General features: G+C 69.4%; 19 protein-coding genes and 1 pseudogene. 11 read left to right on the plus strand and 9 right to left on the minus strand.

What is annotated here, in order from left to right; all coding sequences use genetic code 11:
* Positions 1 to 108: 108 nt before the first annotated feature.
* From ACZ6KY_RS34010 to ACZ6KY_RS34025, 4 genes are all read left to right on the plus strand, one after another.
* The gene (locus tag ACZ6KY_RS34010) at positions 109 to 771 is read left to right on the plus strand and encodes a hemopexin repeat-containing protein (RefSeq protein ID WP_469314096.1); all 663 of its coding nucleotides are present in this window, start codon (positions 109 to 111) and stop codon (positions 769 to 771) included.
* A 168-nt stretch (positions 772 to 939) separates the two neighbouring features.
* Positions 940 to 1800 carry a PaaX family transcriptional regulator gene (locus tag ACZ6KY_RS34015; RefSeq protein ID WP_469314097.1) on the plus strand — a complete coding sequence of 287 codons (861 nt, stop codon included), beginning with the start codon at positions 940 to 942 and terminating at the stop codon, positions 1798 to 1800.
* A 149-nt stretch (positions 1801 to 1949) separates the two neighbouring features.
* Positions 1950 to 3299, plus strand: a complete 1350-nt coding sequence (locus tag ACZ6KY_RS34020) for an alpha/beta fold hydrolase (RefSeq protein ID WP_469314098.1) — start codon at positions 1950 to 1952, stop codon at positions 3297 to 3299.
* Between the two features lie 54 nt (positions 3300 to 3353).
* On the plus strand, positions 3354 to 4925 hold the full coding sequence (locus ACZ6KY_RS34025) for an MFS transporter (RefSeq protein WP_469314099.1): 1572 nt from the start codon (positions 3354 to 3356) through the stop codon (positions 4923 to 4925).
* Positions 4926 to 5176: 251 nt separating this feature from the next.
* Here ACZ6KY_RS34025 and ACZ6KY_RS34030 read toward each other — a convergent pair whose 3' ends face one another.
* Positions 5177 to 5761, minus strand: a complete 585-nt coding sequence (locus tag ACZ6KY_RS34030) for a TerD family protein (RefSeq protein WP_469314100.1) — start codon at positions 5759 to 5761, stop codon at positions 5177 to 5179.
* 155 nt (positions 5762 to 5916) lie between these two features.
* Between ACZ6KY_RS34030 and ACZ6KY_RS34035 the strand changes: the two genes are divergently transcribed.
* Positions 5917 to 6237: a DUF6191 domain-containing protein gene (locus tag ACZ6KY_RS34035; protein WP_469314101.1), complete on the plus strand. Its 321-nt coding sequence runs from the start codon at positions 5917 to 5919 to the stop codon at positions 6235 to 6237.
* A gap of 219 nt (positions 6238 to 6456) precedes the next feature.
* On the opposite strand, the gene ACZ6KY_RS34040 is transcribed toward ACZ6KY_RS34035, so the two are convergent.
* From ACZ6KY_RS34040 to ACZ6KY_RS34055, 4 genes are all read right to left on the minus strand, one after another.
* Positions 6457 to 7380 carry a GNAT family N-acetyltransferase gene (locus tag ACZ6KY_RS34040; RefSeq protein WP_469314102.1) on the minus strand — a complete coding sequence of 308 codons (924 nt, stop codon included), beginning with the start codon at positions 7378 to 7380 and terminating at the stop codon, positions 6457 to 6459.
* A 235-nt stretch (positions 7381 to 7615) separates the two neighbouring features.
* Positions 7616 to 8722, minus strand: coding sequence for a sensor histidine kinase (locus ACZ6KY_RS34045; RefSeq protein WP_469314103.1), 1107 nt, complete (start codon positions 8720 to 8722; stop codon positions 7616 to 7618).
* Positions 8715 to 9467 (minus strand): response regulator transcription factor, encoded by a 753-nt coding sequence (locus ACZ6KY_RS34050; RefSeq protein WP_469314104.1) that lies wholly within the window; start codon positions 9465 to 9467, stop codon positions 8715 to 8717. The genes ACZ6KY_RS34045 and ACZ6KY_RS34050 overlap by 8 nt, the downstream gene beginning before the upstream one ends.
* Positions 9468 to 9535: 68 nt before the next feature.
* Positions 9536 to 10246 carry a VanZ family protein gene (locus tag ACZ6KY_RS34055; RefSeq protein ID WP_469314105.1) on the minus strand — a complete coding sequence of 237 codons (711 nt, stop codon included), beginning with the start codon at positions 10244 to 10246 and terminating at the stop codon, positions 9536 to 9538.
* 203 nt (positions 10247 to 10449) lie between these two features.
* On the opposite strand from ACZ6KY_RS34055, the pseudogene ACZ6KY_RS34060 reads away from it, so the two are divergent.
* Positions 10450 to 10668: pseudogene (locus tag ACZ6KY_RS34060) on the plus strand (LysR family transcriptional regulator); the annotation flags it as partial.
* 401 nt (positions 10669 to 11069) lie between these two features.
* Here ACZ6KY_RS34060 and ACZ6KY_RS34065 read toward each other — a convergent pair.
* Positions 11070 to 11483 (minus strand): ATP-binding protein, encoded by a 414-nt coding sequence (locus ACZ6KY_RS34065; RefSeq protein WP_469314106.1) that lies wholly within the window; start codon positions 11481 to 11483, stop codon positions 11070 to 11072.
* Positions 11484 to 11699: 216 nt separating this feature from the next.
* On the opposite strand from ACZ6KY_RS34065, the gene ACZ6KY_RS34070 reads away from it, so the two are divergent.
* Positions 11700 to 12062, plus strand: a complete 363-nt coding sequence (locus ACZ6KY_RS34070; protein WP_469314107.1) for an STAS domain-containing protein — start codon at positions 11700 to 11702, stop codon at positions 12060 to 12062.
* A 184-nt stretch (positions 12063 to 12246) separates the two neighbouring features.
* On the opposite strand, the gene ACZ6KY_RS34075 is transcribed toward ACZ6KY_RS34070, so the two are convergent.
* Genes ACZ6KY_RS34075 through ACZ6KY_RS34085 form a run of 3 tightly spaced genes read right to left on the minus strand, consistent with a single transcriptional unit; the run spans position 12247 to position 14686 of the window.
* Positions 12247 to 12615 (minus strand): STAS domain-containing protein, encoded by a 369-nt coding sequence (locus tag ACZ6KY_RS34075; RefSeq protein ID WP_469314108.1) that lies wholly within the window; start codon positions 12613 to 12615, stop codon positions 12247 to 12249.
* On the minus strand, positions 12612 to 13877 hold the full coding sequence (locus ACZ6KY_RS34080) for a PP2C family protein-serine/threonine phosphatase (RefSeq protein WP_469314109.1): 1266 nt from the start codon (positions 13875 to 13877) through the stop codon (positions 12612 to 12614). The genes ACZ6KY_RS34075 and ACZ6KY_RS34080 overlap by 4 nt, the downstream gene beginning before the upstream one ends.
* Entirely contained in the window at positions 13877 to 14686 is an 810-nt protein-coding gene (locus ACZ6KY_RS34085; RefSeq protein ID WP_469314110.1) for an alpha/beta fold hydrolase, read from the minus strand. The genes ACZ6KY_RS34080 and ACZ6KY_RS34085 overlap by 1 nt, the downstream gene beginning before the upstream one ends.
* Before the next feature lie 329 nt (positions 14687 to 15015).
* Between ACZ6KY_RS34085 and ACZ6KY_RS34090 the strand changes: the two genes are divergently transcribed.
* From ACZ6KY_RS34090 to ACZ6KY_RS34105, 4 genes are all read left to right on the plus strand, one after another.
* A complete protein-coding gene (locus ACZ6KY_RS34090; RefSeq protein WP_469314169.1) occupies positions 15016 to 15681 on the plus strand; it encodes a HemK2/MTQ2 family protein methyltransferase in 666 nt (221 codons plus the stop codon).
* Entirely contained in the window at positions 15665 to 15961 is a 297-nt protein-coding gene (locus ACZ6KY_RS34095) for a CDGSH iron-sulfur domain-containing protein (RefSeq protein ID WP_469314111.1), read from the plus strand. The genes ACZ6KY_RS34090 and ACZ6KY_RS34095 overlap by 17 nt, the downstream gene beginning before the upstream one ends.
* Positions 15961 to 17073 carry an iron-containing redox enzyme family protein gene (locus ACZ6KY_RS34100; RefSeq protein ID WP_469314112.1) on the plus strand — a complete coding sequence of 371 codons (1113 nt, stop codon included), beginning with the start codon at positions 15961 to 15963 and terminating at the stop codon, positions 17071 to 17073. Before ACZ6KY_RS34095 ends, ACZ6KY_RS34100 begins: the two co-directional genes overlap by 1 nt.
* 99 nt (positions 17074 to 17172) lie before the next feature.
* Complete coding sequence (locus tag ACZ6KY_RS34105; protein WP_469314113.1) at positions 17173 to 17622, plus strand: hypothetical protein; 450 nt, start codon at positions 17173 to 17175, stop codon at positions 17620 to 17622.
* Positions 17623 to 17726 lie beyond the last annotated feature (104 nt).

The raw sequence follows: 17726 nt of genomic DNA on the forward strand, positions 1-17726 counted from the left end.
CCATCCGCGTATCTCACACACTCCGGGATACCTCCACCACACCGGAGCCATCAGGCATTCCAGGACACTTCACCCTGACGAGCCGAAGTCAGTAAGAGGATGAGTGTCATGGGAGCAAAGGTCTACTTCATAAAGGGCGACGGCTACGCGCGCTACGCGCTGGACCCTGACCCCGGGACCGTTGAGTACGTGAAGACGATCGCCGCGAACTGGGGAAGTCTGTCCGCTCGCGGATTCGCCCAGGGAATCGATGCCGCCGTGAACGACGGCGCGGGGTACGTCTATTTCTACAAGGCGGACACGTACGTTCGGTACAGCATCGCGGCAAATGACATCGCTGACCTGGTGGGTGAGCCGCCGTACCCGTGGTCGATCACGAACGGATGGTCAAGCTTCCTCACGGGTACCGGCTTTGAGAACCACGTTGACGGCGCTCTCGACGTGGGAGACAACACGTGTTGGTTCTTCCACGACGATCAGTGTCTGCGCGCGGACGCCCCGAGCGGGATCCTTGCCGGCCCGGGAAGCATCTCATCCCTGGCGCCGAGCCTCGCCGACGTGGGATTCGACTCCAATATCGACGACGCCGTACGTCTCCCCAATGGCAAGGCCTACCTGTTCAAAGGGGACCAGTATGTTCGTGCCGACCCGGTCGGTCTCACCGTCGACAACGGCTACCCTCTGACGATCGCGAGCCAGTGGCATGGCTTCACTCCGGGGTTCGGAGCGGCGGACTTCGACGCGGTGTGGATCAACCCGAATCACGCCTGAAAGCTGACTGACGGCAGGGTCGCGTCGAGCAGTGCGGCGCCGGTGGAGGGGTTGGCGGCCCGCAGAGCGAGGCCGCACCACCGTACTTGCACTGTTTTCTGATTGCGGTCACGGAAATGACACATTTCATGGAGCGGGGACGGTACGCGTTCGAACCGGGCCTACGCTGTGGCGGTGACCAGTGTCGATGTCGCCGCCGAAACCACGGCCGGGAACGGGCCCGAGCCGCGTACCCAGTCCCTGATGCTGACCTTCTTCGGCGCGCATGTGCTGGGTCGGTCCATCGCCGTGTCGTCCGGCAGCGTGATCGCCGCTCTGGCGAGGGTGGGCAGCACCGAGGACGCGGTGCGGACGACGCTGAACCGGATGGTCAAACGGGGTTTGCTGGAGCGTCGCCGCCAGGGCCGGAAGACCTACTTCGGGCTGACACCGCACGCCGTCCAGGTGCTGACGGACGGCCGGGACCGTATCTGGCGCACCGGAGCGGTGAACCGGGACTGGGACGGCCGGTGGACGATGGTCGGCTTTTCGCTGCCCGAGGCGTGGAGCCGTGAGAGGCACGATCTGCGATCCCGTCTGATCTGGGCGGGCTTCGGGCCGTTGCAGAACGGCCTGTGGGTGGCCCCGACGCGTGTCGACGTCCGCGAGGTGGTGGCGGGCCTGGGCCTGGAGCCGTACCTGAGGGTGTTCCGGGCCGAGGTGGAGTCACCGACCGACGTCCGTGAGGTGCTGGAGCAGGCGTTCGACGTGCCGGCCATCGGCGCACGGTACCGGGCGTTCCTGCTGCGCTGGGACCGTACCGACCCGCTGCCCGCCGCGGCCTCCACGGACGAACTGGCGGGTCAGCTCCTGCTGCACACCGACTGGTTGGACCTGGTGCGACGCGACCCGCATCTGCCCGCCGAGCACCTTCCGGCGGACTGGCCCGCAGCCCGGGCGGAGACCGTCTTCCGCGGTCTGGCCAGCCGCTGGGAGCGTTCGGCGACGCGAGCCGCCGCGGAGCTTCTCGACACTCTGTCCCTGGACTGACCCGCTCGCGGGACGGGCAGCCACCTGTACGGACCTCCTCGCGGACCTGTCTGCCGCATTATTGGGCAGTCTCTTGACGGCGATCAAAAAAGAGCCCTACATTCGCAGCGCTCAGCTTGCTCCTCCATTCGACTCGCGGAGCCGCCGTCATGCCCCGACCCCGTCTTGCGACCCTCGTCGCCTGCACGACCGCCCTCGCCACCGCTCTGCTCGGTTCGGCGACCGGCGCCCGAGCCGTGACCGCCGACCACTACTCCGGCACACTGTCCGACGGTGCCACCTGGATCGCTGACAGACCCGCGCAGTGGAACGGCACCCTGCTGCTGTTCAGCCACGGCTTCGGACCGACCATCGCTGCCGACGCCCCGTCGGCCGCCGCGCGGCAGGCGCTCGTGGACGCCGGCTACGCGCTCGCCGGCTCCTCCTACGACCCGCACGGCTCGATGTGGGCGCTCGACTCGGCCGAGCGGGACCAGTTCGCCACGCTCGCCGCCTTCCGCGGGCAGGTCGGCACCCCGAGCCGGGTCATCTCCGTGGGCCAGTCCATGGGCGGCCTGATCAACGCCCAGATCGCCAGGGACGGCGCGGGACGCGTCGACGGCTCGCTCGGTCTGTGCGGCCTGGTCGCGGGCGGTGTCGACCTGGACAACTATCAACTGGACGCCGAGTACACCCTGGCCACGTTCCTCGACCCGGCCGACGCCGGCAAACTCGTGGACCTCGAAAGCCAGGCCTCCGCCACCGCCCTCGCCGACCGGCTCTCGAACTCGGTGGAGACGGCGCAGCAGACCCCGGCAGGACGCGCCCGGATCGCGCTGGCCGCCGCCTACCTCAACCTGGCCGACTGGGCCCCCGGCCAACAGCCGCCCGCACGCGCCGACTTCGCGGGCCAGGAGCGGCAGCAGTACGCATGGCTGTCCCAAGGCCTGCTCCGCTTCCTCGTACCGGCGCGCTGGTCGGTGGAGCAGTCCGCGGGCGGCAACACGTCGTGGAACACCGGCGTCGACTACGCGGGCCTGCTGCGCGACTCCGCCCACGCCAAGCAGGTCACCGCGCTCTACCGCGGCGCAGGGCTCAACCTGCGCGCCGACCTGAACCGGCTCACCCGCGGTGCCGACATCACGGCCGCACCGGCCGCGGTGGCTCATCTGAAACGGACCTCCACCGCCGGTCAGGGTGTGGCTGTGCCGCTGCTGGACATCCACACCACCGCCGACCAGTTGGTGCCCGTCGAGCAGGAGTCGGCCTTCGCCTGGCGGGTGCACAGGGCCGGTGACTCCGCACGGCTGCGCCAGGCCTACGTCGCCCGTCAGGGCCACTGCGGCTTCACCACCGCGGAAGTGGTCGCCGGCCTGCACGCGGTGGAGCACCGACTGGACACCGGGCACTGGGGCGACGCCGCCACCGCTGAACGACTCCAGTACAGCGCAACCGAGTTGAACCTCGATGGCGCCGCCTTCACCGACTACCGGCCGAGCCGTCCGACCGGCGCCCGCTGACCGCGTAGCCGGTCGCCTCCACACCCCCGCAGCCCCTCCTCCCAGGAGCCCTCCGTGTCAACGACGACCGAACCCTCCGTCCGAACCGCCATCGGCCCCAGCCTGACCGCAGGCACCCTGGTCGCCGGTCTCCTCGCCGTCTGCCTCGCCCAGATCGGCCTGGCCATACCGGCCACCCTCAACGGGCTGTTCCAGTCCGACCTGCACCCCGTCGGCTCACAACTCACCTGGATCTCCGACGCCTTCCTGCTCCCGGTCGCCGTACTGGAGCTGACCTTCGGCCTGCTCGGTGACCTCTTCGGCCGCAAGCGGCTGCTGGTCGGCGGCGCCGCACTGCTCGCCGTGGGCGAAGTGGTCAGCGCCACCGCCTCCGGCATCCATCAGCTCTGGGCCGGACAGGCGCTGGCCGGCCTGGGCGCGGCCGCCCTCTTCCCGACCTCACTCGCCATCCTGGCCGCCGGGACCACCTCGCCCGCACAACGCGCCCGGGTCATCGCCATGTGGGCGGCCCTGCTGTCCACCGGCGGGTTCCTCGCCCCGCTGCTCGGCGGCGTCACCGCCACCTACGGCTCGTGGCGCTGGTCCTTCGTCGTCGTCACCGCCGTCGCCGCGGCGAGCGCCGCCATCAGTGCCCGGTTCGCCGTCAACTCCAGTGCCCCTGAGGGTCGTTCACTCGACATCGCTGGTCAACTGACCATAGGACTGGGCCTGTTCTCCCTGCTCTACGCCATCATCCAGGGCCCCACGGACGGTTGGGCGTCTCCCTCGATCGTCATCGCCTTCGTGCTGGCGGCCGTGTTCCTCGCCGCGTTCGTGCTGGCCGAGAAGCGCGCCAAGTCGCCGCTGCTGCGCCTCGACCTGTTCCGTAACCGTGCCTTCGCGGTCGCCTCCGCCGTGGCCGTGGTGGGGATGTTCGCGTTCCTCGGCACCGCCTACTCCGTCAGCATCCGCCTCGGCCCGGTGCAGGACCAAGCACCGATGCGGACGGGCCTGGCATTCGTCCTGCTCAACGGCATCGCGCTGGTGATGCTGCCGCTGACCGAGCGGCTGCTACGGACGGTGGCGCCCGGCTTGCTGCTGAGTGTGGGGCTGCTGCTGATCGCGGGGGGCGACTACTGGGCGGCCACGCTGCCGATCACCGACAGCGCGTTCACCTCGCTGATTCTGCCGCTCGGCCTGGTCGGCCTGGGTTTCGCGATCACCGTCTCGTCGATCACGGCGACCGCCGTCAACACCGTGCCGGTGCGGCTGGCGGGCATGGCAAGCGCCACCACCAACCTGCTGCGCGACTTCGGCTTCACCCTCGGCCCGGCCGTCATCGGCGCGGTGGCCCTCAGCCGTGCGGCGAGCAGCTTCTCCGCCTCTCTGCACGACTCCGCCCTGCCTGGGGCGCTCAAGGGAGCGGGCACGGCCGTACTGGAAGAAGGCGGGCCCCTCGCGGTGAACGGCGCCTCGGCCGCGTCTCCCGAACTGGCCGACCTGCACCCGCTCGCCCTCGACGCCCTCGGCCACGGCTACTCGATCGGCTTCGTGGTCTGCGGCTCGGCCGCCCTGTTCTCCGCACTGCTGGCCCTCGTCACACTCCGCGGCCGATCGGCCTCACGCGACGACGCCGCAGGACAGTAGAACTGCGTCGGCCGAGCGCTGGGAGTGCGCGGCAGCTGGGCGTGGGCCTGATCGGCCGCCGGCTGCGGGCCTGGGGCGTCTCCTGACGCGGTGGGCGGGCCGAGTCCGCCCACCGGGCCGGACGCCGAGGAGGGCGTCCGGCCCGGTGCTTCATCGGACTGTCGTCGGCGTCGCGGGCCGACGACAGCGGACAGCACGGACCACTGTCCGCGGACGCGAGCCCCAGTCGGGTCCCGGCCCCTGCTGCGGGTCTACTTGCTCATGGCGAAGCGCATCAGGGACTGTTCGTCACCCTGCTTGATCTTTCCCGTCACATTGATCACTTCGAGCTTCCAGGCACCGCCGACCCGTACGGCCTTGGCCACGGCGCAGCCGTTGTCCTGGGTGAGCAGGCTGGGCCAGATGTCCGCTACTTGCTGGGTGCTGCCGCCGGTCGCGTCGTAGACCTTGATGCTGATGTTGCGTGCCTTCTGGAAGGAGCTTCCCTTCTTGAAGGCGGCGGCGATGAACACGACCGACGTGATGTGGGCAGGGATGCGTGCGAACTCCACCGAGACGGTCTCATCGTCGCCGTCGCCGTGTCCGCTCTGGTTGTCACCGCTGTGGATCAGGGAGCTGTTGCCCATGGGGTCGAGGGAATCGAGGCCGGCCAAGCGCACTGGGTCCGCGCCCTGCATGGCGACGGCGATCAGGTCGAGGTCTGTGCCGCTCTTGAGGCGGAGCATGCCCATGACTCCTCCGCTGCTGCCGGACGTAGGGTCCCACGAGACCCCGATGGACAGGTGAGTCACTCCGTCCAGGTCGGCGGGGCCGTCTTCCTTGGTGAGCGTGATCATGCGTGGGCCATCCTCTGGTGAAAGGGACTACAACACGCAGAGTGTGCCTGGCGCTCAAATGGTTCCATGCTCTGGGTCCCAGCCTGCCGCCGCCCCGTGAGCTCGTACCACCAAAGGACTGGCCCGCGGTACGCCACGGCCTCGACAATGGCTGCGTGGAATTCGTCTTCTTCATGACCCTGCCCGGGCTGGTCCTCGTGCTGACCCTGCTGGCCTTCGTCGACCAACTGCTGTTGCGCGCGGGACGGGCCGGCGTGCTGCCGTGGCGAAACAGCGCACGACAGAGCCAGATATCGGCGACCGGGTTCGAGCAGCTTCACGCGAGTCTTTCCCCGGGCAAGCAGAACGAACTGAAGGAGCGGCAGTCGGCACTGGTCATGCCGGACAACCAGGATGACGGGGCTCCGCCGAACAGGACAACGGTGGATCTGGACGGGGGGACAGCCGTCGTCCGGATGCCTCGCCTCGGTCAGTAGGGACTCGCTCGAACATCGATGGCACAAGCTCAAGGCCGGCTGTCACCCCTCTCGCGTGACGCTGTCCGGTTCTCGGCCACGGTGGTCCGCCAGGGGCTCCATCCTCGGGGCGGCGGGGAAAGCCGGGCAGGGCGGAGGTGTTCGTGGACGGGTCCGCGGTGGACATCGCCGACGGTCGGGTGGTGGGCTGATTTGGCCTTGTTCTGGGGTTCCGTGCGTCTACGTCATGGTCAGTTTCTTGCTGTAGACGGTGGAACTGTGCTGGACGGTCATGCCGATCCGCTCGTACAGCGGCAGCGCGCCGGTGCCGGAGTGCGTCGCCAGCGCGCAGGCCCGCTTCTCTCGGCGGTGGAAGGCGCGGAACGCTTCGAGCAGCAGTGTGCGGGCGATCCCCCGGTTGCGGTGATCGTGTCGTACGGCGACCCGGTCGATGTGCCCTTCGTCGTTGCCCGGGACGTCCACGGACAGCACCGCGCCGACGATCTGGTCGCCGGCGAAGGCGAGCGGCGATGCCGCCGGTTCGAACGTGGCACGGTCGACCGTGTGCCGTGCCCACTCCTGGTAGGACTTTCGCCGCTGCTGCCATTCGTCGAACGCGTCCTCGGTGAGCTGGTGCACCGCCTGTTCGTCGCCGGGCCGGAACGGCCGCACCGTGATCCCCGCCGGCGGGTCGGGCACCTCCGGTTCGACGGGCATCGCGATCTCCAGCAGCCACTCGGTGACGAGCCGGGAGTATCCGCTGGATCGCAGGAGCGCGATGGCCGCGTGATCCCTGTCCGCGACCGTCTGGGCAAGCTGGTCACTGCCCATCTGACGGGCCCGCGCCTCGGCCCAGGACAGAAGGGATCTGCCGAGACCGCGGCCGCGGTGGGCGGGGTGGACATCGACTGTGGAGCGCCGCCCGCGCACCCAGCTCCAGCCGGCCGGCTCGCCGCTGGCGTCACGAATGACCACCGCGTCGCATGTCAGGTCCGGTTCGGACGGGCCGAGGTCGGCGGCGATCCGGTCGGCGCCGGTCGGGGCGCGGCCGTACAGCTCGTGCTCGCACGCGGCGACCAGGCGGTGAACCGCGTCGAGGTCGGCGGAGGTTGCCGATCGGCTCCCGTAGCCGTTCGGCAACCACTGGGGGGAGGGATCAGGCATGAGATGCACCCTGCGGCATCCGGACCTTCATGTCGACCTCTTTCCCTGACCCGCCATCAGGACCGCGACCTCGAACCATTGCGTCTCCATGCTGAGAGCCCTCAGGGGGAGGAGGCGGTGCGGGGGACGTGGGCGTGGAGCAGTCGTGAGGACGGTGGGCCACGCGTTCGGCACGCGCGTTCGGCATTTCGCTGCCAGGGGTCGCCGTGGCCTGCGCCGGACTCACTTCAACGATCTAGTGGGCCCCGCTCCGGGATGAGGCCCCTGGCGTGCCGGGAAGTCGAATCGTGACGAGGAGGCCGCCGGTGGGGCGGGGGGTCAGGTCGAGGGTCCCGTCGTGGGCGCGGACGACGCTGTGCACGATGGCCAGCCCGAGGCCCACGCCGGCATGCTCGTCGGTGCGTACGCGTTGTGCTCCGCGCTGGAAGGGTTCGGTGAGGGTCGGCACCAGTTCCGGTGACAGCGGATGGCCCGTGTTCTCGACCCGCAGCACACTCGTGTCGCCGTGTGCCTCGGTGTGGACCGTCACGGTGCCGCCGGCGGGGAGGTTGTGGACGATGGCGTTCTGGACGAGGTTCGCCGTCATCCGCAGCAGGAGCTCCGCGGAGCCGCTGGTCCGGGCCGGCCCGCCGGTGACGTCCAGGGTGATCCCGCGCCGTTCGGCGAGGGGGAGCAGCGTTTCGGCGGCTTCCTCGGCGAGGAGGGAGAGGTCGACGCTCTCGCGGGTGAAGTTCCCGCGGTCGCCGCGACTGAGCAGCAGGAGTGCCTCGGTGAGGTCGATCGCCCGCGTATTCACAGCGTGCAGGCGTTCGATGAGTTCGTCCCGGTCCCGCGTGGGGTCCTTGCGGGCGACGTCGAGGAGCGTCCGCGAGATCGCCAGCGGGGTGCGCAGTTCGTGGGAGGCGTTCGCGGCGAACCTCCGCTGTTCGGCGACGTGGGACTCGAGTTGTTCGAGCATCGAGTCGAACGCGTCGGAGAGTTCACGGAATTCGTCCTGGTGGCCCTTCATGCGGATCCGGTGGGACAGCGACCCGTTCCCGGCCAGGCGTGCCGCGGCCGTGATCTGTGTGAGCGGTGCGAGCATCCGGCCGGCGAGGATCCATCCCCCGACGAGACCGAACACGAGCAGGAAGAGCATCGCCTCGGCCGCGGCGGGGGCGAAGGTGTGCTCAAGGAGATAGCGGTTGGGCGAGACCCCGAGAAGGCCCTGGGAGTTGTCGGGTACGTAGCGCAGCAGGAACACCCACACCACGGTCAGCAGGAGAGCACCGGCGACGGCGAGGAACCCGGCGTAGCTGAGGGCGAGTCTCAGCCGCGCGCTGAGCCCTGGGCGTCTAGGCACGCGTACCGCCGGTGCCGGTGCTGTCCCCGCCGGGGGCGATACCGCCCGTACCGGTGTCCACGCCGGTATCCCTCCCGTCGCCGGTCCCGGAGTCGATCCGGTAGCCGACGCCGGGCACGGTGGCGATGATCCAGGGTTCGCCGAGCCGTTTGCGCAGTGCGGAGACCGTGATGCGCACGGCGTTGGTGAAGGGGTTGGCGTTCTCGTCCCAGGCCCGCCTCAGCAGCTCCTCGGCGCTGATGACACCGCCTTCGGCGGCGACGAGGACTTCGAGCACGGCGAACTGCTTCCGGGTGAGTGCGACGTGGCGCCCGTCGCGGGAGACCTCCCGGCGGAAGGGGTCCAGCCGCAGGCCCGCGATCTCGCGGACCGGGGGCCGGGCGTGCGCGCGTCGGCGGTCGAGCGCCCTCAGCCGCATGACGAGCTCCCGCAGCTCGAACGGTTTGGTGAGGTAGTCGTCGGCGCCGAGCTCGAACCCGGAAGCCTTGTCGTCGATCCGGTCGGCGGCGGTGAGCATGAGGATCGGGATTCCGCTGCCGGAGGCGACGATGCGCCGGGCGACCTCGTCGCCGGACGGGCCGGGGATGTCGCGGTCGAGGACCGCGAGGTCGTAGGAGTTGACACTGAGCAGTTCCAGGGCGGAGTCGCCGTCGGCGGCGATGTCGGCGGCGATCGCCTCCAGCCGCAGACCGTCACGGACGGCTTCGGCCAGGTAGGGCTCGTCCTCCACGATCAGTACGCGCATGTCCGAAGCCTAAGCAGCACAAGATATCGCCGACGTATGCAAAGACCTGTTCGCACCGGACACGCGGCTCAACCCGCCGGTACCGGCGCGGGGCGAGGCTGGTCCGGCGTCACTTCCGCCGCAGTGCGCCACCAGCGGCGCGACGCCAGCGCGGCCAGCAGGGCGCCGGCGGCGTTGACCAGTACGTCGTCCACGGAGGCCACCCGGTCCAGCGGCAGGACGTACTGCGCGGTCTCGACCAGGGCCGAGCACCCGGCCCCGAGAGCCAGGATCCGCGGCACGGACGCCAGCGCCGCGAACCGCATCGGGGCGAAGAACCCCAGCGCCGCGAAGACCAGCAGGTTGCCGACGATCCCGAGCGGCCCCATCGTGACCAGGTCCCGCAGCGGTACGAGGCTCACCCGTTCGCGGACGGTGCCGCCCCCGCCGCCCGGCATCATGGTCAGCCACAGGAACGGCACCGTCCCGTGGACCATGCCCACCTCGGCCAGCGACTTGCGCCACGCCCAAGCCGAGGTGACGCCGGCGGCGCGCCGAACGCGCGCCAGAGCCCACGCCACCAGCACCGCCAACGGCAGCGCGACCAACGTCATGAGCACCACACCGTTGAACGTGTCGAAACAGCCGTGCCACCGCCCGGCCATGCACATCGGAGCGGACATCATGAGCGGCCGCCGCACGACGAACGCGGCGCTCGCCAGGCCGAGGATCGCCAGGCCGAGAAGCACGATCCTGCGCGTGCGGCGGGGCGGTGCAGACGGGGATGCGTTGTAGTTCACGCCCCCATCGAAGACGGAGGGCCGTTGCGGTGGCGTATGCGATTCTCGATACGCCCGCGATACACGGAATCCCCGACATCGAGGAACTGGCGCAAGGCGGAGGGGAGATGGTCCCGCCCCTGGTGATCGAGACAGCCCAGCTACTGCAAGTGCCGGACCTCTCGTCCTTGAACATCGCACCGCCGAGCATCCATCCGGGGCGCCTTGACGTGCTCGGACGGGCGGCCGTAGGGCGCGCCCGTGCAGTCCTCGCTGCCGCCGAGGGCACAGGACAGGCGGTGGACGAGGTGACCGGCCTGATCCGGGGCCGGCTGGTGGGCATGGTCGTCGGGTGCACCGTCACGCCGCTCTTCGACGCGCTGGCCGCCTTCCACGACGAGCACCCCGGCGTCGAGATCTCCCTCTTGGAAGACCGTTCCGATGTCGACTGCCTCCTTGGCGGCCCGGAGCCCTGCGTCGAGTAGGTCATGGCGCAGTCAGGTCCGCCTCGCGCCGCACACTGCCTTCGCGTAGCGGCAGGAGTTCGGACGCTGGGCGACGCTGGTCGCTGTTGTCCCAACGATCGTGCCGGGTCCCGAAGACGCCGCGAACCACCTTCTGAGTAACCGTGCCTGTCTCGGGTCAAACCAGTGCATCGGGGGATCGCTGACCGCACGAGAGGAGCGGTGACTTCGAAGTCATGGTTGGCAGACCGGAGTTCGCCCGCGGCCCGGAGAGGGCGGGATCGTTGCTGCCGCCCCACTGCCGTTGTGGGCGCGCGGCCGAATCTTGGGCGTGCCCGGCCTGCATCAGGCCCACCCTGAACGTCTTGGCCCTCAGGACGTCAGCCTCGTCCGGGCCTTGAGTCGTCGGCCAGGGCGATGTGCGCGGTGACGCGTTTTCCGGACGGTTCGACGTGGACCTGGAACGTCCGGGTGACGGCCATGACGATCTCCAGGCCGTGCCGACCGATTCGCTGCGGATCGACGGCGCAGGCGACCGGCCGGGCGCGGCGGCTGTCTCGCACGGTCACCTCCACCGTGGCCTCCGCGATGCGCAACTCCATGAGTATGGGCCCCGGAGCGTACTTGCGCGCGTTGGTGACCAGTTCGCTGACCACCAGTTGAGTCACGTCCATCACGCGGGGGGAGACGACGACGTCCTGATCTGCCTGGACGCGGGTGAGGAAGTCCGCCGCGAGGTGACGTGCTTCGGCGATGCAGGAGTTGCCGTCGGCCAAGGGGACAGCGGTGGCCATGGGGTGAGTGCCCGGCGGTCCCGCATGGTCCCTACAAGACGACTCCATGTTTGTTCACCTTCGTTCCTGTTGTCCGCACATGTACCCCGGGCGGCACAGAAGATGCTGCTTCTCCTCACACGCATCCACTGTTCGGGCATTCCGCCCCGTAGCATCGGGACCGGGTGGGGCACACGCTCCGGCCCGAGCGGCCCAGCGAGCGCAGTCGAGGACACGGTGACAGACGTACAGCCAGCACAGTTCGGCCATTTTTCCGTCAGCCATTCCATCGTCGACGGTGTGCAGGTCGTCACCGTGTGTGGCGAGCTGGACCACCTCGTACGCGACCGTCTCGGAGAGGCGCTGAGCCAGCCGGCAGGCAACGTGCCACCGCGGACCGTGGCGGACCTCACCGGGGTCACCTTCATGGACTCCAGTGGCATCAACGCTCTCATCGGTGCTCATCGCGTGGCTACCGACGCTCAGGGCTGGATCCGTCTGGCCGGCGCACAGCAGTCCGTGCTGCGCGTGATGCAGCTCGTCGGTATCGACGAGCTCATCCCCTGCTACCCCACCGTGTCCCAGGCGCTGGAGGGCTGATCCCGCAGTTCCTTCATACCCGCCGGGTACGCCGGCTCATGACGTTGAGCAACGGCACTCCGGAAGCGGGGGGATGGAGCATCGAGCGCGCGGGCCGCGCCCCGGTCGCGCCTGTGGCACCGCGCGGGATCGCGGCGAGCGGGCGGTGGCGTCCACGTCTGACTTCGGACGGGCTGCCCCGCGTTCATTCAGGAGCGGGCAGTCGCTGACTCCACGCTGCCGCAGCCGCCTGCGAGGTGGGCTGGATGGAGAAGACCTGTTCCAGACCGACCATGCGGAAGGTCCGGCTGACGCCGTCCGGTACCGCGGTCAGAACGACGGACGCGTCGGCTGCCAGCGCGTGGTTGCGGGCGGCGATGAGAACCGTGATGCCGGTGGAATCGCAGAAGGTGAGCCGGTCCAGGTCGATGACCAGTTGCTGACCGGGGGAGAGGGCGAGGCGAGGGAGCAGTATGCGGACGTCCGGCGCGCTGTGATGGTCCAAGGGGCCGATCAGCTCGATCACCGGGCCGGCCGGGGTGGTGCGGGTGTGGACGGTCAGTCGGCGGGTCACATCTGCTCTTCACTGCTGTGTCGGGGCACGTTGAAGGCCAGGACCGCGGTGTCGTCGTCCACCCCGGTGCCGAAGGTGTCGAGGAGGTCCCGGATCGCGGCCACGGCGTCGCGGGCGGTGGTGGGAGCCAGCTCCCGGGCGAACTCCAGCAGGGCTTCGTCGCCGTAACGGCCGTCGGCGCCGACGGAGTGGGCTTCGGTGAGACCGTCGGTGTGCAGGAACAGTGTGTCGCCGGGGTCCAAGCGGACGCTGGTGGTGGCGATGTCCGCGTCGGGCAGGACGCCGATCAGTTGGCCGCCGGGGGTCGGCAGGTAGTCGGCACGGCCGTCGGAACGCATCAGCAGGGCCGGCGGGTGGCCGCCGCTGGCCAGGGTGACCTGGAAGCCACCCTCCTCGCCGTCCGGGGTGAGCAGGCCGAAGATGACGGTGCAAAAACGCGGGTCCTGGCCGTTGTACTCGTGATTCAAGACGGTGTTGAGGTTGGCGAGGACAGCCCCGGGCTCGGGGTCGTACACGGCGGCCGCGCGCAGTGTGTAGCGCGCGAGGGAGGTGACGGCCGCGGCGGCGGCACCCTTGCCGCAGACGTCGCCCAGGAAGAATCCCCAGGTGCCGGAGGCGAGGGGGAACAAGTCGTAGAAGTCGCCACCGACCTCGTCGACGGATGCGACGTGGTAGTACGCGGCGACGTCCAGGCCGGGCACGTCCACCAGGGTGGGAGGCAACAGCGTTTTCTGGAGTGTGGCGTTCAGCCGCTTCAGGCGTTCGCGTTCTCGGTCCGATTCCTGGCGGGCGCGCAAGAGCTCGGATTCGTACGTACGCCGGTCCCGGGCGTCGAAGACGGTGGTGCGGATCAGCAGCGGCTGTCCGTCGCTGCCTCTGCGAATGATGGAGGTCACCAGAACCGGCAGGCGGCCGCCGTCAGCGGTTTTGAGATCCAGTGCGATGCCGCTGACCTCACCCTGCATGCGCAGCAGCGGGCCGAAATGGGTCTCGTGGTAGATCCGGCCGCCGACGGTGAGCAGATCGGAGAAATCCCTCAGGCCCACCAGGTCGCCGCTTTCGTAGCCGAGCCAATCCAGCAGAGTCTGGTTGATCTTCGCGATGCGGCCGTCCAGCGTCGTGGAGAGGTAGCCGCACGGCGCGTGTTCGTACAGGTCCTCCGCGCTGTCCTCCAGCAGTGCGGAGAACACGGCCTGGTCGTCAGCCGGCTGGGAGTCCGTGGGCGAGCTCTGGCTCTTCTCGTGGTCGTCGGTCTTGCACATCAAAGGCCGGCTCGGACAAAGGCCGTGATCGCGGCAGCGGTCTCCTCAGGGGCGGCGAGCTGCGGACAGTGCCCTGTGGCAGTGAGCGTGATCAGACTGCTGCCGGGAATCTGCGCCTGCACGAAGGCCCCCACCTCCGGTGGTGCTATCGCGTCCTTGGAGCACTGGGCCACCAGGGTCGGAACCCGCACATGACCAAGTGCTTCGCGGTTGTCGGACAGGAACGTCACCCGGGCGAAGACCCGGGCGATGTCCGGATCGGTGCGGCAGAAGCTGTTGGTCAGTTCCTCACCCAGTTCCGGACGCTCGGGATTGCCCGTGATCACCGGCGCCATGGCCCGTGACCAGCCCAGGTAGTTCGCGTCCAGCGACTCCAGAAGCTCTTCTATGTCCTCGGCGCTGAACCCGCCCCGGTAACCGGATTCCGGGTCGTCGATGAAACAGGGAGAAGGGGCGAGCAGAAGCAGACCGCTGAACGCACCCGGGTCCTGTGCCGCGGCCACCACACCCATCATGGCGCTCACCGAGTGTCCGACGAACGTCACGGGACCCAGTTCGAGCTCGTGACAGATCTCCAGCACGTCCTCGGCATAGCCGTCGATCGTGGAGTAGCGCTGCTCGCTCCACGACGCCAGATCCGAGCGTCCCGCGCCCACATGATCGAAGAGCACCACGGTGAAATCGCGCTCCAGCAGCGGCACCACCAGCCGCCACATGTTCTGATCGCACCCGAATCCGTGCGCGAGCATCACGACGGGGCCGCCCGCGCGGCCGGTCATCGTCACATGGTTCCTGCTCCGCACGTCCATGCCGACCATCCTCGCAGACTGCCCCGGGCGCTGGCCGAAAGTCCCACCCGACCCGTGGATCGCGCGCAATCGTGTCACCGACGTGTGGATCACCACCTCAAGGGCACTCGGTGCGGAAGGGGACCACGGGACCCAAGTGCCGACAGGAGTGCCGACAGGGACAGGGCTCGCCCGGACGGAGAGCCGCACCGCGGAACGCCGTCGTCACGGACGTATGACGCGTCCACCTCCTCGATTCCTCGGGCGGCTCGGCATGGGTGCGCGAGAGGAGGACCCAGGTCGTCCCGCGCCGTACCCGACATCGGAGGCAGGCAGTGACCACCCAGACATTGACCCCCTTGGTTCCCCCGTTTCTGCTGGCGCCCCCCGGGGTGTACCGGCCCCAGCACGACACACGCCTTCTGGCGCGGGCGCTGAGCCGTGAGGACATGAACCCCGGCACCCGGGTGCTGGAGCTGGGAACGGGCAGTGGTGCCCTGGCGCTGGAGGCGGCGGGACGGGGAGCCCGGGTGACGGCTGTCGACATCTCCTGGCGGGCCGTGCTGACCGCGCGCTTCAACGCGATCATCGCCCGGAAGCGTGTCACTGTGCGCCACGGCGACCTCACGGCCGCGGTGCCGGGTCAGTCGTACGACCTGGTGATCAGCAATCCGCCCTACGTGCCGTCTCCCGACGCGCGCCTCCCTCGGAGGGGCGCTGCCCGGGCCTGGGAGGCGGGGCACGACGGCCGGATCCTGGTGGACCGGATCTGTGATGCCGCGCCCGCCGTGCTGCGGCCCACCGGGGTACTCCTCGTGGTCCATTCGGGGCTCTGCGGTGTCGATGCCACCTTGGACAGGCTCGCGGGCGCCGGTCTGGCGCCGGTGGTCACGGACCGGGCCAAGGTTCCGTTCGGACCGGTACTGCGGTCCCGTCTGCCGTGGCTGCGCCGGACAGGCCTGCTCGGCGACGAGGCCGAGGAAGAACTGGTGGTCATCCGTGCCGAACACGCCTGAACGACCGCGCCGCGTCCGGGTCGACCCCGGTGGGCCGCTGCTCGTGGAGGGGCCGGTCGAGGTGATCGGAGAGGACGGCAGCGTCAGCGTCTCCCGCCGGTTCACGGTGGCCATCTGTACCTGTCGGCGCAGCCGCACCTATCCGTGGTGCGACACCAGTCACCGCCGCCGCGTGAAGGCGGACGGCGAGACGACCGGGCCCGCCGGGTCGACCCCGGGCTGTCCGTCCGAGCCCGGTGATGCCGACGGCCAGGCCGCCGGGCCGAGGGGAACCGAGTGATGTCCACACGACTGCCCACACGACAAGAGGCCCGGCTGTCCAGCCCGCCTCTGCCCACCCCGCGCGGCGCGCTGTCCGCCGGCGTCGTCTCCGCTCTCGGGCACGGACAGCCGGTCCCGGGACCGGAAGGGGCAGCCGACGCCGATCCCTACGGTGACGATCTGCAGCTCGCTCTCTACGTGTTGTACGAACTGCACTACCAAGGGTTCGACGGGGTGGACGAAGAGCGTGAGTGGGACCCCGAGCTCCTGGTCCTGCGCCGCGCGCTCGAACAGAGATTTCTCACCGCTCTGCGTGCCGACGTCCCCGGCCCGGTCCCGCTGAAGGCGGTGCTCGACGACCTGCAGATCGAGCCCGTGGGCCACGACGACACGAGCATCTCGCACTATCTGCAACGCGAGGGCGAACCAAGCCAGTTGGCGGAGTACGCGGCGCTGCGGTCGCTCTACCATCTCAAAGAGGCGGACCCGCACGCCTGGGTCGTCCCCCGGCTGCACGGCCGTGCCAAGGCGGCGATGGTGGCGGTGGAGTACGACGAATTCGGTGCGGGGCGCCCGGAGGAGATCCACGCCAGGCTCTATGCCGACCTCATGGAAGACCTCGGCCTGGAGACGGCATACGGTCACTACCTCGACGCCGCTCCGTCTGAGGCACTCGCCACCGTGAACCTGATGTCCCTTTTCGGGCTGCACCGGGCGTTGCGGGGCGCGCTCGTCGGACACTTCGCCGCCGTCGAGGTGACGTCATCCCCGGGCTCGCGGCGACTGGCGAAGGCGCTGCGGCGCATCGGTGCCGGGCCGGCCGCCATCCGGTTCTACGACGAGCACGTCGAGGCGGATGCTGTCCACGAACAGGTCGTGCGACACGACGTGGTGGGCGGTCTGCTGGAGAGCGAGCCCGCGCTGGAGCCGGACATCGTGTTCGGTGTCCAGGCCACCACGCTCCTGGAGGACCGGCTCGGATCCGTGCTCCTCGCCGCCTGGCGGGAGGGACGCGGCGTCCTTCGCCTCCCTGCTCAACGCGGTGGACAGGAGCCGGACCTCCAGCCCCCGACCTCTGCACTTCCTCGCCCGGGAGAGGAAGGCAGTCCGGATGAGTGGCAGTCCGGATGAGCGACGGAGCGCTCGCGCGGTGCGAGATCGGCGTTCGGCGCATACGCCGCGTGGCTCAATCGACCGCTCTGGCAGGCACCTGCCGGGCAGGGAATCTCCATGGACAGTAATCGCGAGATGGATTCGGCGCACCAGGTGCCCAAGGGCGTCGACGAGGAGACGGTGGACGCCCTGGGGGCGCTTTCGAAGGCTCTGGAGACCACGGAGCGGGCCCGCGGCCACCTCTACGGGTTCCACCAGCTGACCGGGACGGCGGACTTCGAGCTCGGTGAAGCGGTCCGGCTGCTGCGCGAGGCGGGCCACGACGAGCAGGCCGCCCGGGTCGAGCGCGAACTCGTCGGCCGCAACGTCATCCCCGGGCATTGGACGTTCCAGATCGTCGAGGCCTACAACACGACCTACTACCGGCCCTTCGCGGCAGTGGAAGGCGACATCGTCGACGAACTGGCCGCCGGGCGGGATCACCTCCTGGAGGCCCGGCTCAAGACGGCACGTCGCACCCGTCGGAACCCCCACCACACCGCGACACCTCCGCCGCCTGAGAGGTAACGCGAAACCTCCGCCGCCTGAGAGGTGATACGTCAGGCACCTGGACGTGCCATCCCGGTGTGAAGGTGGCCGTATGAGCGCGGTCCCGGTGGAATTCCATGGCC

The sequence above is a fragment of the Streptomyces sp. NPDC042002 genome (genome assembly GCF_055588305.1).